21 protein-coding genes and 3 pseudogenes are annotated in these 23,681 nt (G+C 60.9%); 12 read left to right on the top strand and 12 right to left on the bottom strand.

The window, feature by feature from the left end:
* Positions 1-40 precede the first annotated feature (40 nt).
* Together glmS and P3T23_RS00330 are read left to right on the top strand one after the other, a co-directional pair.
* Positions 41-1,858 carry a glutamine--fructose-6-phosphate transaminase (isomerizing) gene (gene glmS / locus P3T23_RS00335; RefSeq protein WP_429314221.1) on the top strand — a complete coding sequence of 606 codons (1,818 nt, stop codon included), beginning with the start codon at positions 41-43 and terminating at the stop codon, positions 1,856-1,858.
* Between the two features lie 291 nt (positions 1,859-2,149).
* The gene (locus P3T23_RS00330; protein WP_429314220.1) at positions 2,150-3,514 is read left to right on the top strand and encodes a sigma 54-interacting transcriptional regulator; all 1,365 of its coding nucleotides are present in this window, start codon (positions 2,150-2,152) and stop codon (positions 3,512-3,514) included.
* Positions 3,515-3,580: 66 nt separating this feature from the next.
* Here P3T23_RS00330 and P3T23_RS00325 read toward each other — a convergent pair whose 3' ends face one another.
* Positions 3,581-4,444: a Crp/Fnr family transcriptional regulator gene (locus P3T23_RS00325; protein ID WP_429314219.1), complete on the bottom strand. Its 864-nt coding sequence runs from the start codon at positions 4,442-4,444 to the stop codon at positions 3,581-3,583.
* Between the two features lie 86 nt (positions 4,445-4,530).
* Between P3T23_RS00325 and P3T23_RS00320 the strand changes: the two genes are divergently transcribed.
* On the top strand, positions 4,531-5,943 hold the full coding sequence (locus P3T23_RS00320; protein WP_429314218.1) for a sigma 54-interacting transcriptional regulator: 1,413 nt from the start codon (positions 4,531-4,533) through the stop codon (positions 5,941-5,943).
* Between the two features lie 29 nt (positions 5,944-5,972).
* Here the strand turns inward: P3T23_RS00320 and P3T23_RS00315 are convergent, their stop codons facing one another.
* The 3 genes from P3T23_RS00315 to P3T23_RS00305 all read right to left on the bottom strand — a co-directional run bounded on the left by P3T23_RS00315 (position 5,973) and on the right by P3T23_RS00305 (position 9,504).
* Positions 5,973-7,385, bottom strand: a complete 1,413-nt coding sequence (locus P3T23_RS00315) for a discoidin domain-containing protein (protein ID WP_429314217.1) — start codon at positions 7,383-7,385, stop codon at positions 5,973-5,975.
* A gap of 414 nt (positions 7,386-7,799) precedes the next feature.
* Complete coding sequence (locus P3T23_RS00310; RefSeq protein WP_429314216.1) at positions 7,800-8,849, bottom strand: diguanylate cyclase domain-containing protein; 1,050 nt, start codon at positions 8,847-8,849, stop codon at positions 7,800-7,802.
* A gap of 49 nt (positions 8,850-8,898) precedes the next feature.
* Positions 8,899-9,504: a hypothetical protein gene (locus tag P3T23_RS00305; RefSeq protein ID WP_429314215.1), complete on the bottom strand. Its 606-nt coding sequence runs from the start codon at positions 9,502-9,504 to the stop codon at positions 8,899-8,901.
* Between the two features lie 376 nt (positions 9,505-9,880).
* On the opposite strand from P3T23_RS00305, the gene P3T23_RS00300 reads away from it, so the two are divergent.
* The 4 genes from P3T23_RS00300 (at position 9,881) to P3T23_RS00285 (ending at position 12,070) form a co-directional block, all read left to right on the top strand.
* Positions 9,881-10,468 carry a recombinase family protein gene (locus P3T23_RS00300; RefSeq protein ID WP_429314214.1) on the top strand — a complete coding sequence of 196 codons (588 nt, stop codon included), beginning with the start codon at positions 9,881-9,883 and terminating at the stop codon, positions 10,466-10,468.
* A gap of 60 nt (positions 10,469-10,528) precedes the next feature.
* Positions 10,529-11,380, top strand: coding sequence for an RsbRD N-terminal domain-containing protein (locus tag P3T23_RS00295; protein ID WP_429314213.1), 852 nt, complete (start codon positions 10,529-10,531; stop codon positions 11,378-11,380).
* A gap of 164 nt (positions 11,381-11,544) precedes the next feature.
* Positions 11,545-11,898 (top strand): hypothetical protein, encoded by a 354-nt coding sequence (locus P3T23_RS00290; RefSeq protein ID WP_429314212.1) that lies wholly within the window; start codon positions 11,545-11,547, stop codon positions 11,896-11,898.
* 25 nt (positions 11,899-11,923) lie between these two features.
* The gene (locus tag P3T23_RS00285) at positions 11,924-12,070 is read left to right on the top strand and encodes a DUF3096 domain-containing protein (protein ID WP_114179984.1); all 147 of its coding nucleotides are present in this window, start codon (positions 11,924-11,926) and stop codon (positions 12,068-12,070) included.
* 437 nt (positions 12,071-12,507) lie between these two features.
* Here the strand turns inward: P3T23_RS00285 and P3T23_RS00280 are convergent, their stop codons facing one another.
* The 7 genes and pseudogenes from P3T23_RS00280 to P3T23_RS00250 form a co-directional block, all read right to left on the bottom strand.
* Positions 12,508-13,464: a glycosyltransferase family 4 protein gene (locus tag P3T23_RS00280; RefSeq protein ID WP_429314211.1), complete on the bottom strand. Its 957-nt coding sequence runs from the start codon at positions 13,462-13,464 to the stop codon at positions 12,508-12,510.
* A gap of 283 nt (positions 13,465-13,747) precedes the next feature.
* Positions 13,748-13,906 carry a DUF4148 domain-containing protein gene (locus P3T23_RS00275; protein ID WP_429314210.1) on the bottom strand — a complete coding sequence of 53 codons (159 nt, stop codon included), beginning with the start codon at positions 13,904-13,906 and terminating at the stop codon, positions 13,748-13,750.
* A 36-nt stretch (positions 13,907-13,942) separates the two neighbouring features.
* Positions 13,943-14,065 (bottom strand): hypothetical protein, encoded by a 123-nt coding sequence (locus P3T23_RS00270; protein ID WP_429314209.1) that lies wholly within the window; start codon positions 14,063-14,065, stop codon positions 13,943-13,945.
* A 222-nt stretch (positions 14,066-14,287) separates the two neighbouring features.
* Entirely contained in the window at positions 14,288-14,623 is a 336-nt protein-coding gene (locus P3T23_RS00265) for a DUF3564 family protein (RefSeq protein ID WP_429314208.1), read from the bottom strand.
* 488 nt (positions 14,624-15,111) lie between these two features.
* Positions 15,112-15,361 (bottom strand): annotated as a pseudogene (locus tag P3T23_RS00260) (cation:proton antiporter); the annotation flags it as partial.
* A 138-nt stretch (positions 15,362-15,499) separates the two neighbouring features.
* Entirely contained in the window at positions 15,500-15,910 is a 411-nt protein-coding gene (locus P3T23_RS00255; RefSeq protein ID WP_429314207.1) for a DUF3175 domain-containing protein, read from the bottom strand.
* 169 nt (positions 15,911-16,079) lie between these two features.
* Positions 16,080-16,608, bottom strand: a pseudogene (locus P3T23_RS00250) (PRC-barrel domain-containing protein).
* Between the two features lie 847 nt (positions 16,609-17,455).
* Here P3T23_RS00250 and P3T23_RS00245 point away from each other — a divergent pair.
* The 4 genes and pseudogenes from P3T23_RS00245 to P3T23_RS00230 form a co-directional block, all read left to right on the top strand.
* Positions 17,456-17,752, top strand: a complete 297-nt coding sequence (locus P3T23_RS00245; protein ID WP_429314206.1) for a hypothetical protein — start codon at positions 17,456-17,458, stop codon at positions 17,750-17,752.
* A gap of 181 nt (positions 17,753-17,933) precedes the next feature.
* Complete coding sequence (locus tag P3T23_RS00240; protein ID WP_429314205.1) at positions 17,934-18,068, top strand: entericidin A/B family lipoprotein; 135 nt, start codon at positions 17,934-17,936, stop codon at positions 18,066-18,068.
* A gap of 330 nt (positions 18,069-18,398) precedes the next feature.
* Positions 18,399-18,632 carry a response regulator gene (locus P3T23_RS00235; protein WP_429314204.1) on the top strand — a complete coding sequence of 78 codons (234 nt, stop codon included), beginning with the start codon at positions 18,399-18,401 and terminating at the stop codon, positions 18,630-18,632.
* A 384-nt stretch (positions 18,633-19,016) separates the two neighbouring features.
* Positions 19,017-19,682, top strand: a pseudogene (locus P3T23_RS00230) (IS30 family transposase); the annotation flags it as partial.
* Between the two features lie 43 nt (positions 19,683-19,725).
* Here the strand turns inward: P3T23_RS00230 and P3T23_RS00225 are convergent.
* Complete coding sequence (locus P3T23_RS00225) at positions 19,726-21,030, bottom strand: MFS transporter (protein ID WP_429314203.1); 1,305 nt, start codon at positions 21,028-21,030, stop codon at positions 19,726-19,728.
* A 1,299-nt stretch (positions 21,031-22,329) separates the two neighbouring features.
* On the opposite strand from P3T23_RS00225, the gene P3T23_RS00220 reads away from it, so the two are divergent.
* Positions 22,330-23,514: a porin gene (locus P3T23_RS00220; RefSeq protein ID WP_429314202.1), complete on the top strand. Its 1,185-nt coding sequence runs from the start codon at positions 22,330-22,332 to the stop codon at positions 23,512-23,514.
* Positions 23,515-23,681 lie beyond the last annotated feature (167 nt).

The following is a 23,681-nucleotide window of genomic DNA, read 5'->3' as shown; positions in this document are numbered from 1 at the left end:
CAGTGGGATTCATCGATGGATCAAAGAAGTGGAGGCGGATATGTGTGGAATCGTGGCGGGCGTGTCCCGGCGCAACATCATTCCTTCGTTGCTGGAGGGATTGAAGCGCCTCGAATATCGGGGGTATGACTCATGTGGTGTCGCGGTGCTCCAGCGTGGAGAGGCGCGTCGGGTCCGCACGCTCTCCCGCGTGTGCGCGCTCGAGGCAGACGCGCGCGCCGCCGAACTGGACGGCTTGACGGGCGTCGCCCATACGCGATGGGCGACCCACGGCATGCCCGTGATCGACAATGCACACCCCATCTTCTCCGGCGAGCAGATCGCGGTCGTACACAACGGCATTATCGAAAATCATGAGGCGCTGCGGCAGTCGCTGACCGAAAAGGGTTACGAATTCAATAGCCAGACCGACACCGAAGTGATCGCGCATCTGGTTCACGAGCACTATTGCGGCGACATCCTCGCCGCGGTCCGCAATGCAACGAGGCTGTTGCAGGGCGCCTATGCGATCGCCGTAATGTGCCGCGACGAACCCAACCGGGTCATCGGTGCGCGGCAGGGCTCGCCGCTCGTCGTGGGCATCGGCAAGGACGGCGTGTTCCTCGCATCGGATACCTTCGCCCTTGCCGGGTGTGCCAGCCGCTTCATCTATCTCGAGGAAGGTGACCTTGTCGATATCAACGGTCTCGACGTCCAGATTTGCGACGCGCAAGGCCAGGCCGTCGCGCGTCGTGAGATCGCGTTTGTACAGCATGCATTGGGCACGGAACTGGGCGCCTACCGGCACTTCATGCAGAAGGAAATCTTCGAGCAACCGGTAGCGGTCGCGCGTACGCTCGCAACGATCGTCGATCTCGATCCGTTGCAGGTCGGCATGCCGCGCGAAGGCGAACTGGCGGATGTGTCGAATCTGCTGATGCTGGGTTGCGGCACCAGTTACTATGCCGCGCTGACCGCATGCGGCTGGTTCGAACGTTTCGCCAACGTGGCGGCGCGAGCGGAGATTTCGAGCGAATACCGCTATCGCGAGCACGTTTCGCAAGGCAATACGCTCGTCGTCGCGGTATCGCAGTCGGGTGAGACAGCTGATACGCTCGCGGCGCTTCGCTACGCGCAGTCGATGGGCGAAGAGAGAACGGTGGCGATCTGCAACGTGGCCGCAAGCGCGATGGTGCGACAAAGCCGCTGGGCGTTCATCACCGAGGCCGGAGCCGAAGTCGGTGTTGCGTCGACCAAGGCGTTCACGACGCAACTCGTCGCGCTGTTCCTGCTTGCGATCGTCATCGGCCGGCAGCGCGGCCGCGTGAGCCAGAGCGAGGCCGTGGTCTATATGCGCCAGCTCGCCGCGTTGCCGGACGCGCTGCGCAACGTACTCGCCCGCGAGCCCGAGATCATGGCATGGGCAGAAGAGCTCTATCAGAAGGAGCATGCGCTGTTCCTCGGCCGTGGCACGCACTATCCGATTGCGCTTGAAGGGGCGCTCAAGCTAAAGGAGATCTCGTACATTCATGCCGAAGGTTACCCTGCCGGCGAACTCAAACACGGCCCGCTCGCGCTTGTGACCGATGCGATGCCGGTGATCGTGACCGCGCCCAACGACGTGCTGTTGCACAAGCTCAAGTCGAACATGGAGGAGGTGCGGGCGCGGGGCGGCCGGCTCTTCGTGCTGGCCGATTCGGACACGGGCCTGAAGAGTGGGCCCGGTGTCCGGCTGATACGTCTGCCCGCCTGGTTTGGACCGCTTTCACCTGTTCTTCACGTCGTGGCACTACAGTTGCTCGCATACCACGTGGCGTGTCTGCGAGGGACCGATATCGATAAACCTCGCAACCTGGCCAAGTCAGTAACAGTGGAATAGGGGCGAGTTCTGACCCGTAAGTTTTCCTTAGGTCTGACTTGATAGCCGGCGCATGCCGGCTATTTTTTTCCGGTCTTTTGCCGAAGGGCGAGATCGGCTCGCTTCCGGGCCTGAACTATTTTCCCGGGCGATGCTCGCATCGGCCGGTTTTACCCGTTCCCCTCTGGACGCTGCGAGGCAAGGACTCCGCGCCGGAGTGATGGTCTTGAGGTACCGGTTGCAACTACGCCATGCACTCGAGAAAATAGTACATGTCGACGATCGCCAGTGGGTTTACTCAGGAGGCGACTCATGAGCGGGATGGGAAGGCGGCTCTATCATGTATGCAGGTCGGAGGCAGCGTTTGTGCATACGCAGTTTCAGGATCGCGCGTGGATCTTTGATCAGATCGATGTCCGCAAATGGCGAAAGCACTCGCGGCGGCTTGAACGCGACGCGGGCGGTCTACTCGAATTTTCCTCGCTGAAGCTGCCGGACGATCTGCCCGAGCTCGCGCAGTTTCTTCGCGGGTCCGGTGTCCCTTGGGTGGCTGTGCTGGAACCGGGTCACCTCGAGAGTGGGGACATTCGCCAGCTTGTGCGTAACGAATGTCTGAGCTTCGTGACGCTGCCGAGTTCGAGCGAACGCCTGGCGCATGCGGTTGGACACGCCTGCGGCATGGCCGCGCTCTGGCGGGCGGCGTCGAACGATGTCGGGACAGGCGACTGTGAGGATGAACTCGTCGGCAACTCCGATTCGATGCATGCGCTCTTCCGCGCGATTCGTAAGATAGCGACGAGCGACGCGCCGGTCTATATTTCCGGGGAAACTGGCACCGGCAAGGAGTTGACCGCAAAGGCGATCCACAAGCGGTCATCACGGCGCGACAGGGCATTTGTCGCTGTTAACTGCGGCGCTATTCCGCCCCATCTGTTCCAGTCGGAACTCTTCGGGTATGAGCGCGGCGCGTTTACCGGCGCGGTGCAGCGGAAGATCGGCCGTGTCGAAGCAGCTCAAGCCGGTACGCTGTTTCTCGACGAAATCGGCGACCTGCCGTTCGAGAGCCAGGCGAGCCTGCTGCGCTTTCTTCAGGAACAGAAAATCGAGCGACTCGGCGGAGAAGGATCGATCGACGTTGACGTGCGCGTGATCTGCGCAACCCATGTCGACCTCGAGCAGGCGATCAGCGCAGGCCGCTTCCGAAGGGACCTGTATCACCGGCTCTGTGTACTGCAACTGGACGAGCCGCCGCTCAGGGACCGTGCCGACGATATCGAACTGCTCGCGCATCATGCGCTCGAACGCTACCGCAACGATGCCACGCGCCGCGTGCGCGGGTTTTCGTCCTGTGCACTGGCAGCGCTTGGTGCGTATCACTGGCCCGGCAACGTGCGGGAACTGATGAACCGTGTGCGGCGGGCGATCGTCATGTCCGACGGCACGGTGATCACCGCCGCCGATCTCGGGTTCGACAGCGGCCCGGACGTTCGAACAAGGTCGATTTCATACGCGCGCGAGGAAGCGGAGCGCCGCGCAATCGAGATTGCACTGTTGAGAAACGGCGCCAGGCTCGCCGACGCCGCAACGGATCTCGGCGTATCGCGCGTCACGCTGTACCGTTTGCTTCGTGCGTACGGATTTGAGAGGACGGGGCTGGAGACAGGGACCGGCGAATAGTGGGAGCGCGCACACATCCACGACACGAGCAGGTGGCGTGTCGTGCTGCTGGCTGCTTAAGACACCTTAGCGGGTCCCATCGCCCTGCGGGTGGCGATAGAAGCTGCGCAGCACGCGATAGCACTCGCACGAACGCGCTTCAAGCCGGGCACGGTCGAGAATCGAGACAGCACCGCGTGGCGAGGCCACGATGCCGTCGCTCACCAGGCGCCGGAGGGCTGAGCGCACTGAACGGTCTGTGACGCCGAGTGCCCGCGCGAGACTCGCGGCGGAGATATCGAGTGTCGTGTATGCCGACCGGTCATGGAGCGTGAGCAGACAGCAGGCAACCTGCTGGTCCACCGTGTGGAGTTTGATGCACGCTGCCCTCTGGGATATTTCGGCGAACAGCACATGGATGCAGTCCAGCATGCGCGTTTCGAGTGACGGTTCCGCGAGCAGGCAGGCGCTAAGAGCGCTCGCTGTGCAGCAGAACGCCATGCCCGCGACGGATACCGTCGTACGAAACGGCATGGAGTTGCCGCCCGTGATTAAAGGCCAGCCGGCAAACGAGTCGTCGCCAGCGCTTGCGAGTTCGATCGAGCGGCCATCATCGAGTACGCATTCGTAGGCAAAGCGCGCCGTCAGTGGGAAGTAAACATATTGAAATATTTCGTCGCGATCACAGACAACCTGCCCCCGGTGCAGGCTGATGAAGGTGCCTTCGCTGTCGCGCGCGAGCAGACGAAGCTGGCGCAGCAATGCGAGCAGCGCAGGGTTCGCGGCACCGAACCGGACCGGTTCGTCCAGCAAGTCCGTACCGTGGGCAGGTGCGTGCTCCAGGGCGGGGGCAACAGGCTCTCGCCTGCGCCCCGCCGCGCCGGGAAGAGGACGTTGTGCACTGCGCCCGGAGGGCGCGTTGTCGTCGCTGGCCACCACACTGGCTCCCATAGATGAATCAGTACATCTGAGCACAAACATGTATCAGACGATGTTCGGGGTAATACTAGTGAGCATCAGGCAGGGAGGGCCCGGCTGTGTCCAGAAGAGGTCACGAAGCGTTATCGCTCGTCTACGCATCTGCGCAGCACGATGCGGACCTGTGCAATGAACTGCGGCAACGCGGGTGGTCGGTCGAACTCATCGATTCGGCGGCGGATCTCAGCCGGGTGTTGCAACATTCCCCGGAGCCGCGCGCGGGTCTGATCGACCTTGCCGACCTTTCCGATCTCGCGGCAGGCGGCAGCGAACGGGAGTTGAACGCGAAGAATATCTGTCTGGGCGCACCGCAGATACACTGGGTCGCCGCATTGACCGCTGACCAGTTGCGCGTGCCCGAAATGCGCGAGTTGGTCGGCCGCTGCTGTATCGACTACGTGGTGCATCCGTTTGCGTTCGATGTCGTTGAGCCGGCGTTGCAACACGCGATGCGGCTTGTGCTGCTGATCGAACAACCGGCGCATGCGCCCGCCACGCCTCACGAGGGGGCCATCGTCGCGCGAAGCGCGTCGATGCGACGCGTGTTGCGCGATCTCCGACGGGTCGCGCAGAGCGACGCACCTGTTTTTATTTCGGGTGAATCGGGGACCGGCAAGGAGTTGAGCGCCCGCGCCCTGCACGAGGCGTCCGCGAGGGCGAGCGGCCCCTTCGTTGCCATCAACTGCTGCGCGGTGCCGCCGAGCCTGATGCAGGCCGAACTCTTCGGCTACGAGCGCGGTGCGTTCACAGGTGCGGAACGGCGCAAGACGGGCCGCATCGAGGCGGCCAACGGCGGCACGCTCTTTCTCGACGAGATCTGCGACCTGCCGCTCGAATGTCAGGCCACGCTGCTGCGTTTCGCCGAGGAAGGCACGATTCAGCCGCTTGGCAGCAGCGTGATCATGCCAGTGGATGTGCGCATCATCTCAGCGACACACGCCGACCTGGACGCTGCAGTACGGGAAGAAACGTTCCGCCTCGATCTCTTCCACCGGCTCTGCGTGGTGCGCATCGATGTTCCGCCGCTGCGCGAACGCAGCACCGATATCCATCTGCTGGCTTATCACTTGCTGGCGGTGCACTCGGCTGAACGGCGCGCGCGGCTGCAGGGCTTCACGCCGTCGGCGCTACGTGCGATGCTGAGGCACGACTGGCCGGGCAACGTACGCGAGCTTGCTAATCGCGTGCGCCGCGCGGTCGTCATGACTGAGGGCAGTTACATTGATGCAGCGGATCTTGGGCTCGCCGAACCGCCACGATCTCAGCCGACAACGCTCGCGCAGGCGCGCGATGAAGCCGAGCGAAACTGTCTCATCGAGGCGCTGATCACGCACGGCAACCGGCTTGGCGAAGTGGCGCAGGAACTCGGAATCTCGCGAGTTACGCTGTACCGGTTGCTGGTCCGCCATGACCTCAGGGACTTTGCGGCGGGCGCGCTGCGGGCGGACGTGCCGAACGGCTCACACACCTGAGCTCGCCGCGCGCATTGCAGCCTGACACGTCAGGAGCCCCAGACCTGCATTTCGTACAGCGAGTAGCCCCACTGCGTGGCCCGTTGCGTGCCAAGCATGCGCACATATCGCCCACTGCCGTTCAGGTTGGCGAGCGTGACATGCGTGTACGATCCGCCGTTGGACGTCGAATAGATCGTCGTCCAGTTGACGTTGTCGTTTGACGTCTGGATCGAGTACACCTTCGCCCCGGCGTCCCAGTACAGCTCAACCCGGTCGACATGCTTGACGGCGCCGAGATCGACGGCGAGCCATTGCGAGCCGGCGCCGCTGCCTTCAACCGAGTCCCAGCGCGTGCTGGTCAGGTTGCCGTCGAACGCCTGGCTGGGGCCTAGCGACGCGCTATAGCTCGAGGACGCCGTCGCCTGCTTGCCCTGCGACAGCAGCGCCGACTGGGGTGAACCCGAAGGTGTCCAGTAGTTCGAGCCGAGCTTCGCCTTGGTGTTGTCCGCATTCACGCCGAACTGCCCGAGATTCCAGCGCTTGCCGCTGCTCACGTCGCCGAGGTATAGCTGATATCCGCCTGCGGTCGTCGAAGAAAAGAATACGTAGCTGGTGTTATTCACCGGTGACGGATCCGAGTTGTTGCTCATGCAGTCGTCGATTGACAACTGGCTAGGCGTGTCGGTCGGATTCACCTTCGTATAGATCTGATCGAGCTGGCTCGTCGCGTCCTTCCAGCGTGCGTAGAACACGGTACCGTCGGCGCGCACGATCGGGTAGTAAGCGTCGATGCCGCCTGGCGTGTCGAAAGCCACGCGCGTATGTGTCGCGATAGTTTCCTTGTAGAGTCCGGAACCGGCGCCTGCGCCGACGGCGAAATAGACGGCCGACGTGTCGGGAGAAGGGAACGGCATCGAGCTTTCGACCGACGCTGCGGAGTTCGTCACGTCCGTCACCGAGGTGAAGGTCGGACCCGCGCTCGTGAACGATAGCGTCGCCTGCATGACGTCGCCGTTTTGCTTGAAGAAGAGCGAACCGCCGTCCGAGCTGAACTTCGGGTCTTCGTTTCGCGTCTGGCCCGAACTGTTGGTCATGTTGACCGGCGCGTTGTTCGAGCCGACCTGCCAGACGAACACATTCCAGGCGTTGTTCGTGACGCCCATGAACGCGAGCCATTTCCCGTCAGGGCTGAACACGGGGTTCATCGGGTCCTTGATGCCCCACGAAGACCTGGATATCTGGGTGAGCGTTCGCGCCGAGAAATCGTAGACGAAAATCTGGCTCGTACCGTCGCCGTAGCTCACATAGCTGTGATAGGCGAGCTTGCCAGTGAGGCTGGCCGGAAATGTGGAATCGGCTTGGGCGGGCGGGTTGTTGATACAGGCGGCGTAGCCTGAAACGCAGAAGGTGGAGAGTCCGATTCCGGCCACCAGGATGGATAGTACATTTCTTAACTTCAAAACAATAGTACTCCTACGGAATGGCCTAAGCGTTCCGTGATCTTGACCTGGAGGGCTAGACCCACCACGGGTGAACGGCTAGAGGGGAACTGGAGGGAATGACGGCCTGTGTGCAGGCAATCGAAGCCCCGTGCGCAGAAGGTGGTAGCTTGCGCGGTCGTTCGGAATGGGGATGTCCGGAAGACGACTACTCGCGCTCATCGCTCAGATAAAAGCGTCCAAAGAATAACCCGCTGCAGTGCGGAAAGAAAGTATTTTCGAGAAAGAATTGCGGGGAAGAATTGCTGGGATGAAGATTTTACCCGTCAAATTCTCACGCGACCCCCATTTGGGTTTTGGCAAGAAATACCCCTCGAAAAAGGGGCGGCAGGATAGCGCGTCCCACTGGATGAGGGTGAACGTCTGACAGGACGATCATGTCACGGGAACAGCGAATGCGTACCCATTTTTTCCATTGCGTTTGACGTCGTACATCGCCTTGTCGGCCGCCGCGATCAGCAGACGATGATCGAAAAATGGATCCGGATATGCAGCAATGCCGATGCTTGCACTCACAATGCCGAGCCCCATCTGGCCATCAATTTCCTTCACGCAGGCAAGGAGTCGCATCGCAATCGTTGTCAGTTCGACGTCGCCTGCACCTTTGACGAGTACTGCGAACTCATCGCCGCCCAGCCTCGCCACGATATCGTCGGGACGCAGCGATTGCCGGAAACGCTTGGCCACCAATATCAGAAACTGGTCGCCGACGCCGTGGCCGAACGTGTCGTTCACGTGCTTGAATCCGTCGAGATCAAGGTAAATGAGCGCGATCGTGGCGGGCGGCTCGACGGCCGGCGCTGAGGCCACGGTCGCTTCCAGAGCAGAAAGCAGTTTTTGCCGGTTCGGCAGACCGGTCATGCCGTCGTGCTGCGCGGCGTGAGCGAGTTGGTTTGTCATGCCGGCGAGGCGCTGGTGGCGCCGCACGTAGACGGCGAGCGCGTTCAGCAGGGCGCCGACCACGACGATGGTCAGGACTGCGAGCGCGCAGGCGATCCGCAGGGTGCGATGGCGCATGTCATTGCTCAGTTCATCGTGCCGCGAGCGCCAGTGTTGCCCGGTGGCTGCCAGTGCGGCCCGTATTGCATCGGGACCGGCCCCGGTTACTGCGACGTCGCCCGTGAAACGCGGGGCGGGGACAGGACTGTGGCCAGCAAGCGCGTCCACCTCGGCAATACGGTCGCGCAACGCAGCGATCGCGCTCTGGTAGGCGGCAGCGTTCGCGGCGCTTTGCGGCATGCGCTGCCAGGCGAGCGCGGCGTTCTGTGCAGCATCGGCACGAGTGACGGACTCGAGCACGAGCGCGACGTATTCCTGCTCTATCTGGTCGGAGAAGATCGCCCGCACCTGAAGCGCCATATACAGGAGCCCGAACACGAGACAGATCAGCGAAGCGACGCCGACCGCGAGCGGAGACGGCGTCAATCGTCTCCGTGGGACAGCGTGGCCGCCAGGTTCCGGACGATGAGGCGTATCACGGGTGAGAGTACGTGCCCTGATCGTGTCCTGAGTCATGATGGCGAAAACCTACGCGACGAGATGCGGATCCGATACGGGAAAACAACGTCGGTGGTTTCGGGGGGCTGGCGGCGCGGTGGCGGCTAGCTGGATAGGCAGGGCCCGCCGGGTACGAGGGCGTGCGGATTCCCTCTGCCCCGACCGGGGTGGCGCTCGCGTCTCTTTCCGTTCCTGCTTCTCCCTGCGCGCCGGCGAAAATCGGCGTCGGCGAACCCGACGCAGAGGCAGCATTCGGTGCCGACGATGCGGGATCAGCCGCCATCGTTGCATCCGCATGAATGACCTGCCCCGCAGCCGATGCGCTCCATCCGGAGGTGCCGGAGAGAGCTACCGGCCCTTCGCGGGCCGCCTGAATGGCCTGCTCATACGCTTGCATGTCCCGGCTGAACCACATGATGTACATGGCGGTACCGAGCACGCCGACTCCAACGCCAATCGAGGATATGAGCCAGAGGTGCAGCCAGGGCGAACGGGCCGCCGGCGCATCGAGATCCGCGCCGTGCCCCGTACCCTCTCGCTCGGGATCGCGCATCTGGTCAGATGATACCTGGTCACTGTCCATTCCAACGCCTCCACCTGGTTAGAGATCGTGCGCGACCCTTGTCGCGAACCACCCGCCGGTCAGTGCAACCCGATACGCAAGCAAGTTGCGGTCCCGCATCCGAAACCTGGGCCGGCATGGGCGGATGTGGATCGCATGCGAGTACAGCCTGAAAAAACTGCAATGGACGGGTCACTGTTGCCTGCTAGGCAGGATATTCGTTACAAGGCGAAATCTCCACTTCCTGGCGGGGCTAATCCTGCGTCAGGGTCAGCGTACTTAGGAGGTCGGCCAGTGACAATCAGTTTGCCAGCCGGGTCAGCTTGCTCTCATCGTCCGGGAAGGCGAACAGTTGGGTCGACGACTTTGCGGGGTTTTTGGCCATGTAGGAAACGCCATGCGTGCAGCACTCTACGCCCGTGTCTCCAGCCACGACCAGCAGACCTTGCCCATGCAGACGGCCGAAATGCGCGAATACGCGGCGAGACGAGGCTGGGAAGTGGTTCTGGAAGTTGAAGATGTTGGATTCGGTGCCCGGGTCCAGCCGAAACGGGAGGAACTGATCAATGCGGCCAGGCGCCGCAGGATCGACCTGATCGTCGTGTGGCGCCTTGATCGATGGGGCCGATCGCTGCTCGACCTGATCTCGACACTACAGGCGCTGCTGTCACTCGAGGTCGGCTTCGTCTCCGTGTCGGACGCGCTCGATATGACGACGCCAGGCGGCCAGGCACTGACCGGCATGTTGGCGGTGTTTGCGGAGTTCGAGCGCGATATCCTGCGCGAGCGTGTCAAGGCCGGTATCGCTCACGCACGGCGCCAAGGCAAACCTCACGGACGGCCGCCCACCGTGACGTCTTGCGCTCCGCAGGCGCAAGCCCTTTTTGCGCAGGGACTCAGCAAACGGGAAATTGCCAAACGGTTCAACGTCAGCCGGACCTCCGTGCGACGTCTCGTCGGCTCTATCAGTGAACCGGCCGCGTAAGGCACGTTTTTATCGTCCACAACCTGTTCGGTATGCCGGTTGCAAAGCCGGAGGAACAACATGAAAGCACCTCGGACCGAACCCTTGCATGGACTGCCTGCGTGGCTGGAACAGAAGCGGGAGTTCGTTACCCGGCGGTGGGTCGAAGCGGTTCACGCGGACCCCACTCTCCAACAGGCCCGTCAAATTACTGCCGGGCAGCTGGTCGATCATGTGCCGGAGATCTACGCCGAAATCTGCGCCGCACTGAAAACCGGCCGGCAGGGAGAGATGCCAGTTACGCTTGAACACGACGCGCGCCGGCACGGTCATTTCCGCTGGATGCAGGGCTACCGGATGGATGAACTCTTTCGGGAAATGAACCTGCTTCAACAGGTCATTCAGGACGCGGCACGGGAATATTTCCTGGAAGGAGACATCCATCCTCGGACGGTCGAAGCGAGGGCACAGCGAACCATCCAGGAGCTATTCAGCGCGATGATCCAGAGTGCCATCGGGCAGCTACTGGAAGAACAGGACAGGCGCGTCGCCGAGTCTGTTCAGGCACGCGATCGCGCACAGGCTGCCGAACGGGACAGCAAGGAGCGGTTGCGCATTGCAGCTGCGGCAGCGGGATTGGGCATTTTCGAATGGGACCTGACGGAGCGACGCACACTCTGGGAAAATGCGCGGATGTATGAGATCACCGGACAGCGTCCCGAGGATGGCCCGCTATCAAGCGACGAGTTCATGCAAACCGTTGTTCATCCGGACGACGTCGCCGGACTGGCACAGAGCTTCGATGACGGGAAGGTGCCAGGCCGCCAGGTGCATACGTCCTTCCGGATCTTCCGGCGAGGTGATCAGGCTTTGCGCGTGCTCGAAATGTTCGGCCGCTTCCAGTTTCTGGACGACGGCGTCGCCCACTCCTGAAGAGTCATCGGGCCTTCCGGTATCTGGTTCAGCACGCCTGCCGCCAGGTGCATATCGTTAAATGAGGCAACGGTCGGTCGAATTCCCGTTCCCCGGTGCCATGTTTGATAGCGGCCACCAGACGTTCGACCCAACGATGGATTGAATATGCAGGGGACGCGCCGGTGTCTGACATCTACAAACTTCGTCTTACTCTCGTGCCGTCACCAGTCGACGAACCATTGTCGCGGACCGACGACGGTTTTCAGCAAGACATTCAACAGTTCTGTCACTTTGCGAAGGCTCAAGGTAGACGAATATCATCCCTGACACTCACGATAGATAGCGCTCAGGTGGCCGTGGTGGTGGAGTTTGCGCAGGTGTTGGCACCCCCAGTCGGTCCGGCGTTCGGTGCGGCGGTAGGCGCCTGGTTGCACGGGCGAGCCGGTCGCGAGGTGCGGATGAAGGCCGGTGACATCGAGATCGAAGCGAGTACGCCCGAACGAGCCATGCAGGCGCGTCAGGTTTGGGTCTATTGACCGTTTTCCATCTTACGGAGGGGGCATGCACATTCTCACGAGCGCGGGCCCGCTGGTTTCGCTGATCGCCGGCATCCTGATTCTCGCGGTGCCTCGCCTGTTGAACTACATCGTGGCGATCTACCTGATCATCATCGGGCTGCTCGGGTTATTCGGGGGACATCTCCACTGACCCGAAACCACCCGAAAAGGGCACGTCGCGAACATTGGCGTTTCTCAACAGTGGTTTCAGGTTATCAATCGGTCTGCTTGCCTGGAGCGCGGGCGCATCCGCGCACAGCATCGACACCGATTCTGGCACCCGAGCGCATCGACCCGCAGGTCGGGTCTGTTTTTCCGGCCGAGCTGTATCAAAACAGTAAATCTCGACATTTTGAGCGGTCGCCTTACCCTTGCCGAAGCCGTTGTAGGCCATTTTCGCAAGCCGATTTCGACAGCCATCGATAGAAGCGAACAGCGTTTCCGCGCAACGCTTGCCTTCGTCGTAACACGAGCGAGCGCGACGAGCCGTTCGCACACATGCGAGCCAGGAAAGCCGGTTCCACCTGCGACGAGGATATTCGCGAGGACTCTTTCGTCTTGCAAGCTCCGGTGTTAAGTCACGCGGCGTCATGCTGTGACCTGTAGCAGCGCGTCGTGCCAGTCCTGCACGAACCGGTCGATATGAAAGCGCTCGAGCGCCGTGCGGCGCGCGCCGTCGCCGAGGTGCCGCGCCTCGGCCGGATCGCGCAGCAGACCGACCATAGCGTCGACGAGCATCCTGACGTCGGTATGCACGAAACCGTTTTCGCCATTGTGGATCAGGGTAGCGAGTTCGGCCGTCGCAAGCCCGATGATCGGCATGCCGATCATCATCGCTTCGATGATCGCGAGGCCAAGGCTGGTCCAGCGGATCGGATTGAAGAAAAAACGATAGCGCGCACAAAACGCGGCAAGATCGAGATTGCCGATTTCGCCGATGCCGCCGAGACTCTGTGCGTCCATGCCGACGAGATCAAGCGGCACCTGGCTGCGGACCTGAGAAAAAATGTCCGCGCCCAGAGAGCGCCCACGCTGCGCGAGGTGATTGACGACGACGATCCCTCGCTCAAGTTCACCGCTGTAGTGCACACCTTCGGGCACCACGACGCCATGCTCGATCACCCGCGTCGGCGTGATGCCGTTGTCCCACATCAGCTGATTGAAATGCGTGACATGGACAAGCAGCGTGTGCGGATCGTCCACCCAGTGCCACTGCCCGAACGGACTTTCCTGCGGGGGATCGTGCTCGAGATAGACGCGCGGCAACCGGCGCTGCGCGGGCGACAACAGCGTCTCGCGGTCCCGCTCCCAGTGGCTCCTCTGCTGATAGAGAATCACGTCGAATTCGCGCGACGCGACGTCGTCGGCATTCACTTCGTGTACGTTGTCGTCCCACGGCAGCAAGCCGACCTTGCCCGCGTAACCAGTCGGATGATCGGGTTTCGTGACCAGATAAAAGTCGAACGGCGTCTGAGTGAGGTAGTAGAGGTAGTTGCCGTGCACGTGCCATGTCAGCACGCGAAGCCGGCGGCAGTTGCGCAGCATGATTAGTATCCTCCGTGAAAGGCGCCGATTCCATCGGCACGTGAAATAAGAATGGCGCTGCCGGTGTTGCGCGATCGTTGTGGGCAAGCTGCGCGCGGGCGGCGTCCACGACGCTCGCGAAGCTGACATTGAGCGCACATGGATGGTCATCGCTCTCTTGCGCGGCGCTCCCATTGCGCTACAGCGGGACTGGTCAGATCATGGCTCGCGCCGTCGAGGAATCCCGTGCGCGTCACTGTGCGTGATCGGGCACAGCCGACGGTGTGCTCGTCGGATCGCCGCCCTATGCTTTTTTCTCTGCATGCTGGATGTCGTCCGGATAATGCGGATCGTCGTCGGCAGGCTTATAACCGTTCTGCTCCAGTTTCTTCAGCTCGGCCTTTTGCGCCTTGCGGGTCGTTGTGCTGTTCCGTTGCGGCGACTGAGGCTGCTCCGATTGCATCTGTTGTGTTGGCTGCACCTGCTGGGTCTGCTGTGCCTAAGCAGGCTGTATGCCGAGGGAGATCAGTATTGCTATCGCGAGCGCACACTCGAACAGCACCAATGCCGCAATTCCACGGGTGCATTTGAGCGAGTTCTTTGTGCCTTCGATGGTGTTCATGCCGGACTCCTTTGAACTTTCTCTTACCGGTTGAGCAAGCATCCGTTGTGCCGCCTCTAATGAAGCAAATCGATAAGGCCGTCGAGCATACATTTCCCGCTAGCGATCCGCCGTCGATAGGTGGCACAGAAGCGCTGATGCTGCAGGCGTTCACTGACGGGGTCGGACACCGGGACGTTCGCCGCCAGATAGTCGCTCCGGCGGCTCTGAGGTCAGTACTTTTTAACCCGGCTGTTGCCTGCACACCGCCTGCAGGTGCCAGCAGCCTTCGACCGGCATGAGTCGGGTGGTCGATTGCCATGTCGCTGCGCCCTCGACAACGGACGTGCACTGATAGCGGTCCATATGCAGACCGCGCAGCGCGCACAGCGGCGTCTCCGAGCTGGGTGCACAGAGTAGGGTGAGACCGCCCGTGTCGTGTATCTCGCCGAACGGAGGAAGTTCGATTCCGTTACAAAGCTGTCGCGACCACGCTTGCTCGACGATATCGAGCCACAACACGGCGTAGTCGTGACTGACGGTCGGATCGGAACAATTGATCAGAATCGATAGGCGCATGCGGTTTCCCTTTGAGAAAGTTGTCCCTTGCCTCTGCGCGTTCTTACCCGCAACGCGCTCTTTTTGCAAAGCTTGCCGTGAGGCATGTAGATCGTCCATCAGCCGCAGAGTCCACTCGCCGCGTACGTATGTCTCCGCACGTGATCTGGATAGCGCAAGCATTCTTGATGCCGCGGACCGCGGTTAACGTCGAATTTCATTCATCGGTTTTTTCCGCATTCGATTGCCCCACCGCAGCGCAAAGCGCGTAGACGATCGAGCAGATAGAGGTTCGCCGGCGGGCCATGAGCAGCTAATTTTCGCTGCTGCGCATCCGCCCATACCAGTTCATCAACGCCGTGGCCGAGACACCATGGATCACCACCGACGCCCCGACAACGGCCAATGCAAGCGGCCCCAAGGGCATGACGTCGGCAGCAGCGCCATATTCGAGCGCGTACGCCAGGTAGTAAAACGAACCGATGCCGCGAATTCCGAACCAGCACGCCCAGCCGCAGGCGCAGGCCGATCGCAAACAGCGACACCAGCAGCGCGATTTCGGTGATGGTGCGCAGAAGGTGCGCGTCGGCGGCGATATCGAGGCGCAGCAGGTCGATGCCCGGCGGCCCGAGCCTGTAGTCGATGGCCAGATAGAACATCGCGGCTGCTACAGGGCAGCCGCCGCAAGGTCGTCGCCGCGATGCCCATAAAAACCAGCACCGCGCCGACGATGAGAAACCGGAGTGTTTCTTCGCGCATGGCCATCCGCTTGAGGCTGGCGCGCGAACATTGCGCGCGTTGCCGGTTGTGAAAGGCACGCATTCGGGCGCGATGCCCGGTCGCGCCCGCGCGCATGGCATCGGACGCTACCGGGCCGATGGTGCGCGCGGTGGCGCTTCAAGGCGCGCGTCCGAACGCCTCGCGTAATTTGCGCTTGGCCTGTTGCAACGTATCGCGGCGCTCCTTCGGCAGATTTCTGCCCGCGCGATTGATATAGAAGTTGAGCATCGACATCGCCGACTGGAACGGCGTGCCCTTGCGGCGGCGGCTCTGTGTCGACGAACGTTTGAGCGACTCCGCGATCGACTGCGGGCTACCGGTTTTGAAAATGTTGTGCTCGATATCCATCGCGTCACTGGTTTCCATCACGTGATGCGACCATTTCTGTCCGCTCTTCGTGGCGCCGCTTTTGGCGGCCTTCGCGCGATGGGCCGCGTGCGCTTGTGCATGCCGCTGGCGTGGCGGGCGTCCCCCTTTGCCGCGCGCGACTGGGCGTTTCGATTTGCCGCTGGTTTTCCTGGTGGCCATGGCTTTGCCTCGTATGAAGTCGGTTTGGCAAGTGCTTCGCGTTGCCTCTGTGCTCAATGCTTGCTCAAAGCGAAACGCGCGTGATACCGCGTCGGCGGCATGCCGCCACATCACGGCGGGCGCGGTCCGAATCTGACGCTGTCCGGACCAGCCCGCAACAGCGTCCGGATTACAGCTTCAGACCGCCGGCTTCCAGTGCATCCGAGGAGACCGCCGGAATCTCGCCGGCGCCCAGATCGTCGCGCCGGTCGAACGGGTAGCGTCCCCAGTACGGTTCGCTGCCGTAGTACTGGTGCACGGAGGTGGCCCACGCCTGATCCGCCATTGAAGGCCAGTGGTCCTTATCGAAGCCCGGCGCGTCTTTCACGCGCTTGGCCGTCATCGCCAGTACGAAGCACCTCTGTTGTGTATCGGGCGTCTGCGCGCGGCATGGAATGGCGAGCAGCTTGTCGTCGATGCCGAGAAAGCCGCCGCTCGACAACACGGCATATGCGATGCAGCCGGAGCCGACGTCGAGCATGATGTCTTTGATCTTGCCGATGTCTTTGCCGTCACTGCTGAGCACGTTGTTGCCGTCGAGGGTCGCCGCCGCCATCACGTCCGGCCCCGGGGCCGTCCGCGCTTGCGCGGCCACGGCCGACAATGCGCGCGCCCTGGCTCTGGCCCAGGTTGCCTTGTGTCTGTGTCTGGAACGGCATGATTTGCCTCCTCTACAGATTGGGTGCATGGGTGTCGCAGCAACGGGCGTTCCATTGGTTGCGCAGCCGCTGGCAGGGATCAACCCGCAACGAAATTCGATGCGCCGCGGTGCGGCTCGTGTAAAGGATGCTGGCGGGTTTGTAATTCTTTCGTATGAATAGACGAGGAGAACTGATGAATGGTTTTGACACGCGTTCCTGCGAATGCAGAAGGAAGCACGTCTCGCGCTGCATCGTTAGGGAATCGCCGACGAACAGGGGCATGACAGCGTTGCGCATGGTCCCTTATGCACGAACACGACGCGCGCCGCGTGCCAATGCTCTACACGCCTGGCATCACCGCTTTTTTCGCGAGCGCGCGCCCAGAAGGCACAGACCTTGCTCGATCCCGGGTGACAGCACGCAACAGTTGCGCTGCAAACGGAGGATGCCGCATTCACCTACGGAGACTTCGATGAAGGAGAGGGTGATGAGACACCTAACTAATCAAAGCAGGGGCAAACAGCTACTGATGGTGGCAGCGCTCGTACTGTTGACGGCCGCTGGCGGCTGCAAGCGCTCCACGAACTAGAGCACCGGCGCCGCGCTGGACAGCAGCGGCGTGATGGACGGTCACGCGGCCACCGCGGCGTCGGGCGCCAGCCAATGACATCGGTCCGGCGCCGATTTGCAGTAAGGCGGTCGGGGTTGAACGCCCGATGACCAGGAAGACGCCGGAGCAGAAATACCGGCAAGTTGGGGAGGTGGACAAGCGCGGACATACTGCTTCGGCTGTATCGATGCATGCGGCTCGGTTCTCGCGAGGGTGGGAATGAACGCATGCGCCTGCATCGTGGGAGATGCAATCATGGACTCAAGAATTCATTACCAGATGAATATCTTCGGCGGCGATTTCACGCACGTCAGAGAATGCTTCCTCGACTGGAAATCGCAGCCGCTCATGTACCGCTGGAACCAGCGGATGTTCGAGGGAAAACAGGAAGTGCGTCCTCTGTCGGGACGTGCGTTCAACAACGGCGAAGTCGCGCATCGGGCGCTCGAGCGCGTGTGTGGACCGGGCGATCCCTACGCGCTCGCCGCCGAGATTTGCGACGGCGAGCGCGATCTGTGGCTAGTGATGGCTGCGTTCGAAGAAGAAGCTTGAGGCGGTCCGCGCGCCTTGTCTCCTCTGCTCGCGGCCGCTAATCGGCGTGCTCAACGAGCCTGCCTCGCCGCACGCGAGGACGCCGCGTCAAAGGATGCCAACAGGCGAAAACAGGCAGCACCGATGGCAAAATCGTCTAAAAATAATCTGATCCGATCCTGATTTGAACAAGGAGAAGATAATGATTCGATTGATTGCATTAATGCTGATTGCTGGTACCGCAGTCCTGGCCGGCTGCAACACGGTGGCGGGCGCAGGCCAGGACATTTCGAAGGGAGGCCAGGCGATCAAGAATGAGGCACAAGAATCCAAGTAAGGGAACGAACTGAGCGAGTGCGCCAATGAAGTCAAGACCCGAAGTCAGGAACCCAGGGCTGTTAAGTTTTTCGGGCTGCGTAAGCGAAGCCCCGGGCACGCTCAAAGTTCATCGCGTTTCGATGCGCGGATGACGGCAAGGGTACGGAAGTGACTATTCGGCTGCCTATCGTCCGCAAGAGTCCCCAAGCACCCACCGCAGCCACGACGCACGGGAAATTACCGATGCGCATCCTGCTGGTGGACGACGACGCGGACGCCACCGAGGCGCTCGGCGCTGGAAGTTCACGAGGTCAAACTCGCGCAGAGCGGACCGGAAGCATTGTCGATAGTGGATTCGTTCACGCCGGACGTCGCCCTGATTGATATCAACATGCCTGGCATGCGCGGTCACGAGCTTGCTCGGCTGCTTTGTGAACGCGAACCATGTTCGACGAACAGACTGGTGGCACTGACGGGCTCCACTACCGCAGCAGAACTCGAAGCCAGCGAACGCGGATTCGACTGCCATCTCGTCAAGCCACTGTCGCTTGATGACCTTGCGGATGTTCTGCAGCGCTCATAGGACAACGTAAGCATGCGGTTCGACGCCGCCACAAAGCCTCGGAGGGGCGCTTTAGAAAGCGAGGCGAGATTGTGGCCGAATCCGCCACCACGTCGTCAGTTCGGGAGGCACCGACGACGCAGGCCGAAACCGCACCACTTCCACAGGGACTGGTGACACCCGCAACACACTCGCAGGTGATTATTGTGCCTGGCTACTTTGACTGGAGTCGGATTGCGAATGCGGATTTCGTACAATAAGACCGTGATCGTCCGTCATATCCAGGCGAACTTTGGACTCCACAATATCGCAGTTGAAGACACCGTAGCCGGCTGAACAACGCCGATACCCGAATGACGGGAATGACCGATTAACTGGCGCTCGCTTGATAGGCCAAACAAGGATTATCTGGTGTCACACGAGACGATCTATCGGAGACTCTATATACAGGCTCGTGGCGCACTAAAGAAGGAATTGCCGGAGCACTTGCGGCGTCCACGAGCCATGCGCCGTTCACGCCATTACACGGCGAAGACGGATGAGCGCGGCAGAATCTGTGACGCCGTATCGATCAGCGAACGCCCTGCCACGGCCGCTGACCGCGCGATACCGGGCCACTGGGAAGGAGATCTGCTGTTTGGCAGCGCAAACAGCCAGATAGCGACTCTGGTCGAGCGTCAAACCCGGTTCGTGATGCTGGTGAAGATCGCCGGCAAGGATACAGAGACCGTCATCAACGCGCTGATCAGTCACGCCCGCAAGCTGCCCGACGAACTGTACAAATCACTGACGTGGGATCGGGGCAAGGAGATGGCTGACCATACGCGCTTCACCGTGGCTACTGACATCCAGGTGTACTTCTGCGATGCGCATAATCCATGGCAACGTGGCTCGAACGAAAACACGAATGGCCTCCTGAGACAGTATTTCCCGAAGGGAATTGATCTCTCCGTGTATTCGCAGGCAAAACTCAATGCCGTCGCCAGGCGGCTCAACGAACGTCCACGGAAAACTCTAAACTTCGATACACCGGCTGAAAGGTTTCATCAATCTGTTGCATCGACCGGTTGAATCCGCAAGACGAAACGGCCGTCGTCGTGCATTACGTCGGTCGTTATGGGCGAACTGCGCTACCTGCGTGTAGCTGCTGGAGGTCGATTTGCCCTGCTGGATTGTGGGATGCCTCGTGCAGGTCCGTTCCGCTGGTCTCGGGCAAGAAGAGGGCGGCACCGAATGCGACGGCGTAGGCGCACAGAGCGCACGTGGCCATCGCCGTGCCGAGCGACAAAGACGCGGCGAGGAGTCCCGTCGTCGCCGGAACGATGGACCCGAAACCGCGCCCACCTCCGAGGCAAAAACCCTGACCACTGGCCCGAATGTTGGTCGGGAATAATTCGGCGAAGGTCGGAAGCATGCCAGACGCCAAAGCGGCCTGAAAAGCGCCCAGAAAGAAGCTGAGCGCGATAGTGACGGCGGCCCCTATCGGAGCGAGCAAATAGGCGGCGACGTTCGCGGCTTGAAGGACCAGGAACGCCATGAACGCCGGTCGTCGGCCCACGCGGTCCGACATCCACCCGTAGAAGAACGGCCCGACAAGGGAACCCAGGATATTAAAGGCGAGATAGCCAGCGCTCGTCGCGACCGAGAGGTGCAATGCGGTGCGTAGATAGGTCGGCAACCAGGTGATCATGACATACGCTCCCCCGTAGATGCCCGTTGCCATGACCACGGCGGCCACGGTGCGACGCAGGTGAGCTCGGGCGAAGATCTCCCAAAACGGCGCTTGCATGGCCCCACTGTCGCGAGCCGCTTTCGCGTCGGAGTACACGCCCGACTCGGGCACGAGGCGGCGGATGAAGAAAACCAAGCCGGCCGGCAAGATGCCGATAGCGAAGAACACGCGCCATCCAATCTGCTCGGGGAATAGTGAGGCTATGACCGGCAATAGTGCGACCGAGATAGCATAGCCGAGGGCATAGCCACTCTGAACAGAGGCAGCGACCCGGCCACGCAGCGCGGGCCGGATGACTTCGCTGATTAGCACGCCACCCACGGCCGCTTCGCCGCCGTAGCCTAGGCCTTGCATGAAGCGGATGCCGAACAGCACGGGAAACGAGTTGGCGAAAGCCGCGGCGACGGTGAAGATAGCAACCCACAAGATGGTGAACTGCAACACCCGGACGCGCCCGATTCTGTCGGCAAGAATTCCCGCACCCCAGCCGCCGATGGCAACCCCCAAGAGCGCCGCGGTGGCTAGATAGCCTACTTCTGGGCGAGTCAGGCCGAGCGTCGCGATCAGGGCCGGAATCACCAGCGAAAAGATAGTGGCGTCCATCGAATCGAGGCCAAGTCCAGCGAAACAGGCCCAGTATGTGCGCCGCTCAACAGGCGTGAGATTAGAGTACCAACCCAGACGCATTTTCTGTCCCTCTCAATTGCAGTGGAGTCGCGCTCGATGCTTCGGCGCCGTTTGGCGAGTCACACGAGCTGCCTGATTGGCGCGCCTGTGGACGACGTAGTCAATCGCACGGTGAGTGATGGCCGTAGATCTCAGAACGGGCGATTGTTCGAGGATTGCCGGGGGCATCGGATGGCCGCAGGCACGTCGATCAGCTTCAGTTCGAAGCGTACCGTCCCGCCGGGTGCTAGAAGGTGGATCGAGCAAGCTGCTATCAAGAGATTCGAACCGCCGTCTTGGAAGCACGATAGCGAAGTGGCGTGCGGCTTAAAAAGATCGGGTTAACCACATGCAATGACGCTCGCGTTCGGTTTTTTGCGTTTCCGCATACGAACCAGGGGGACCGGAAGTCCGCGAGGAGCCCCAACCGCAAAGACTCCGCGCGATTTTTCTGCATCTGAGAGGCAATCTTCGCGCCCCCTTGCTACAAGACCACGCAATAAGTAAATCAGATGGGGCGAGCAGGAAGTCGCAATAAAACCGGCGTGCGTCGTACAGCGACTCCGTGCCGTATTCATTTCGACCGGTGACGTTGGGCAGGTCGGTCCCAAGTCCCACAAATCTGGAGGGAGGTTCGCTCGCGCGGCACGCCCCCTCGGCCTGGAGTTCGCGAGGGTGAACGTCGCTTCATCGACTTTGGCCGACCTGTCCAGGCTCATACATTGCATGCCAGAGACGGTTCCATATGCCGATAAAGGCTCGCCTGTTCATCGGCGTGCTCGTCGAGCGTTTCGAGCAGAATAGGTACGAGCGGCATTGGACCGTATGACAGACGGATAAACACGACTCACGCCTGTCGCTTCTCCAGCTTCCCACCAACTGCGAAAGAGATTCCCTTTTCTGCTCTGTTTTGCGGAGTTTGGGAAATATACACTCGGTTCAAAGTCATGCAAGAACTCTGCTGGAGACGTGCAAGGCAGCAAGCAGCAACCTCTACCAAGCAGGCTTCTCCACGTTGAGAGACCATCGCTGCAAGTCGGCGTATGCATTATCACGCAGGCCGGTCGCACAACGAGGCAGCTTCAGTTCAGATGCCACACCCAGAAGGCATTGGCAGCGCCGTCTTCGTAATCGGTCTCAGGTGCATGGCAAGATTTTAATCGACCAGGGTATCGAGTAGGCGCCCCTTTAATGGGAGGCGTCAGCAGAGCGTCCTTGATCACCGGAAACAAAAGGCAGTACCAGATTGCCACGGGCTAATTCTAACCAGATGTGCAATTAACAAATTAACTACGCATAACTAAATATATAGGAGATGATATGAAAAAGGTCCTGTGTGGCTTGGTTGCAGTGACTGCGGCGGCGTCGGCAAGTGCGCAAAGTAATGTCACGTTGTATGGCATCGTCGATAACGGCCTTCAGTATGAAACGGGGTTGCCGAAAGGGAACGTGTTCGGTGCACAAAGTGGAGGGTGGGCTCAATCCCGCTTTGGTCTCAAGGGCGCCGAGGATCTTGGCGCTGGTACGCAGGCAATTTTCCAGCTTGAGTCGCGTCTGAATACGCAAAACGGAACCGTTGCGAACGGCACGTTCTTCGCGGGCCAGGCGACCGTTGGCGTGCGCAATGATACGTGGGGCCAGTTGAAGGCCGGGAATATGGGTTCAGCCGAAATCAGCCAGTTTTCGGGCGATGTTGATCCTCAGCAGACGAAGAAGTACGCCATTGGAACGCTGGTGCGAGGGCGAATTTTCTCGCAAGCAGGCAATGGTATCGAATATCTGTCGCCGACGATCGGAGGCTTCACGCTGCAGGGCCAATATGACCTGACAAATTCGCCGAAGTGGAACGCCGGCGATCCAGGCAGCGCGCCGAGCCAACTGGGAACGTCGACCGGTCTCGGCAGCGCGCAGGGACGCTCCGACGGTATCAAGCTATCGTATCAGGGTAGCGGCCTTTTCTGGCAGGCGACGTACGATGAGATTCGCGATCCAAACGGGCAGTTCAGCAACGTGTATTTGACCTCGCGTTCCATTCTCACGGGTGCGAGCTATGCATTTGGTCCTGTGCTGGCTTTCGTTGGATATCAGCATCTCAGCGCGCCGGATGCATCGATCGCAGGGTATTTTGGTGAAGCAACGCCGCCTGCGTTGCCGGCCGGCACAACGTTGCCGACTGCGGTGAATCACGTATGGGTTGGGGCGATCTGGCACACAACCCCGGCACTCGCTGTTTCCGGCGCGGTCTACCACGCGAACGCCAACAATGGCAATGGCAACGGGACACTTTATACGCTTGGCGCAAACTATTCGCTGTCCAAGCGAACGCTCCTGTACACCGAACTGGCCTACCTCCATAACAGTTCGACCTCGAACCTGGGTCTGGACAGTGGACTCTTTGGTCCGAACACCAACAATGATCCGATCAATGGCAGTCCAACCAGTAACAATCCGAATTACGGCAAGAGTCAGTTCGGGGTGATCACGGGCATCGCAACCCAGTTTTGACGGGACGGCGGACCGGGTTCGGGAAAAGCTTGTATCTAGAACCTCGTTCGGCACACCCGGACGCCTTTCCCGAGGATTGCCAACCAGCATTCGCGACGCAGGCTGGCCTCCCGCTGGACGGTTTGCCGCTGAGGGAATGGACGGCCGCCGGTCACCTGTCTGCCGTT

Source organism: Paraburkholderia sp. GAS448 (assembly GCF_050435685.1).
Classification (GTDB): domain Bacteria; phylum Pseudomonadota; class Gammaproteobacteria; order Burkholderiales; family Burkholderiaceae; genus Paraburkholderia.
The sequence above is the reverse complement of the archived record's forward strand: the minus strand, read 5'-3'. Positions and strand labels throughout refer to the sequence as shown.

Bases quoted from the DNA above. Each gene is read 5' to 3' on its own strand.
- glmS (WP_429314221.1), top strand. From the start codon at position 41: ATGTGTGGAATCGTGGCGGGCGTGTCCCGGCGCAACATCATTCCTTCG.
- P3T23_RS00330 (WP_429314220.1), top strand. From the start codon at position 2,150: ATGAGCGGGATGGGAAGGCGGCTCTATCATGTATGCAGGTCGGAGGCA.
- P3T23_RS00325 (WP_429314219.1), bottom strand. From the start codon at position 4,444: ATGGGAGCCAGTGTGGTGGCCAGCGACGACAACGCGCCCTCCGGGCGC.
- P3T23_RS00305 (WP_429314215.1), bottom strand. From the start codon at position 9,504: ATGGACAGTGACCAGGTATCATCTGACCAGATGCGCGATCCCGAGCGA.
- P3T23_RS00300 (WP_429314214.1), top strand. From the start codon at position 9,881: ATGCGTGCAGCACTCTACGCCCGTGTCTCCAGCCACGACCAGCAGACC.
- P3T23_RS00295 (WP_429314213.1), top strand. From the start codon at position 10,529: ATGAAAGCACCTCGGACCGAACCCTTGCATGGACTGCCTGCGTGGCTG.
- P3T23_RS00285 (WP_114179984.1), top strand. From the start codon at position 11,924: ATGCACATTCTCACGAGCGCGGGCCCGCTGGTTTCGCTGATCGCCGGC.
- P3T23_RS00280 (WP_429314211.1), bottom strand. From the start codon at position 13,464: ATGCTGCGCAACTGCCGCCGGCTTCGCGTGCTGACATGGCACGTGCAC.
- P3T23_RS00275 (WP_429314210.1), bottom strand. From the start codon at position 13,906: ATGCAATCGGAGCAGCCTCAGTCGCCGCAACGGAACAGCACAACGACC.
- P3T23_RS00270 (WP_429314209.1), bottom strand. From the start codon at position 14,065: ATGAACACCATCGAAGGCACAAAGAACTCGCTCAAATGCACCCGTGGA.
- P3T23_RS00265 (WP_429314208.1), bottom strand. From the start codon at position 14,623: ATGCGCCTATCGATTCTGATCAATTGTTCCGATCCGACCGTCAGTCAC.
- P3T23_RS00255 (WP_429314207.1), bottom strand. From the start codon at position 15,910: ATGGCCACCAGGAAAACCAGCGGCAAATCGAAACGCCCAGTCGCGCGC.
- P3T23_RS00245 (WP_429314206.1), top strand. From the start codon at position 17,456: ATGGACTCAAGAATTCATTACCAGATGAATATCTTCGGCGGCGATTTC.
- P3T23_RS00240 (WP_429314205.1), top strand. From the start codon at position 17,934: ATGATTCGATTGATTGCATTAATGCTGATTGCTGGTACCGCAGTCCTG.
- P3T23_RS00225 (WP_429314203.1), bottom strand. From the start codon at position 21,030: ATGCGTCTGGGTTGGTACTCTAATCTCACGCCTGTTGAGCGGCGCACA.
- P3T23_RS00220 (WP_429314202.1), top strand. From the start codon at position 22,330: ATGAAAAAGGTCCTGTGTGGCTTGGTTGCAGTGACTGCGGCGGCGTCG.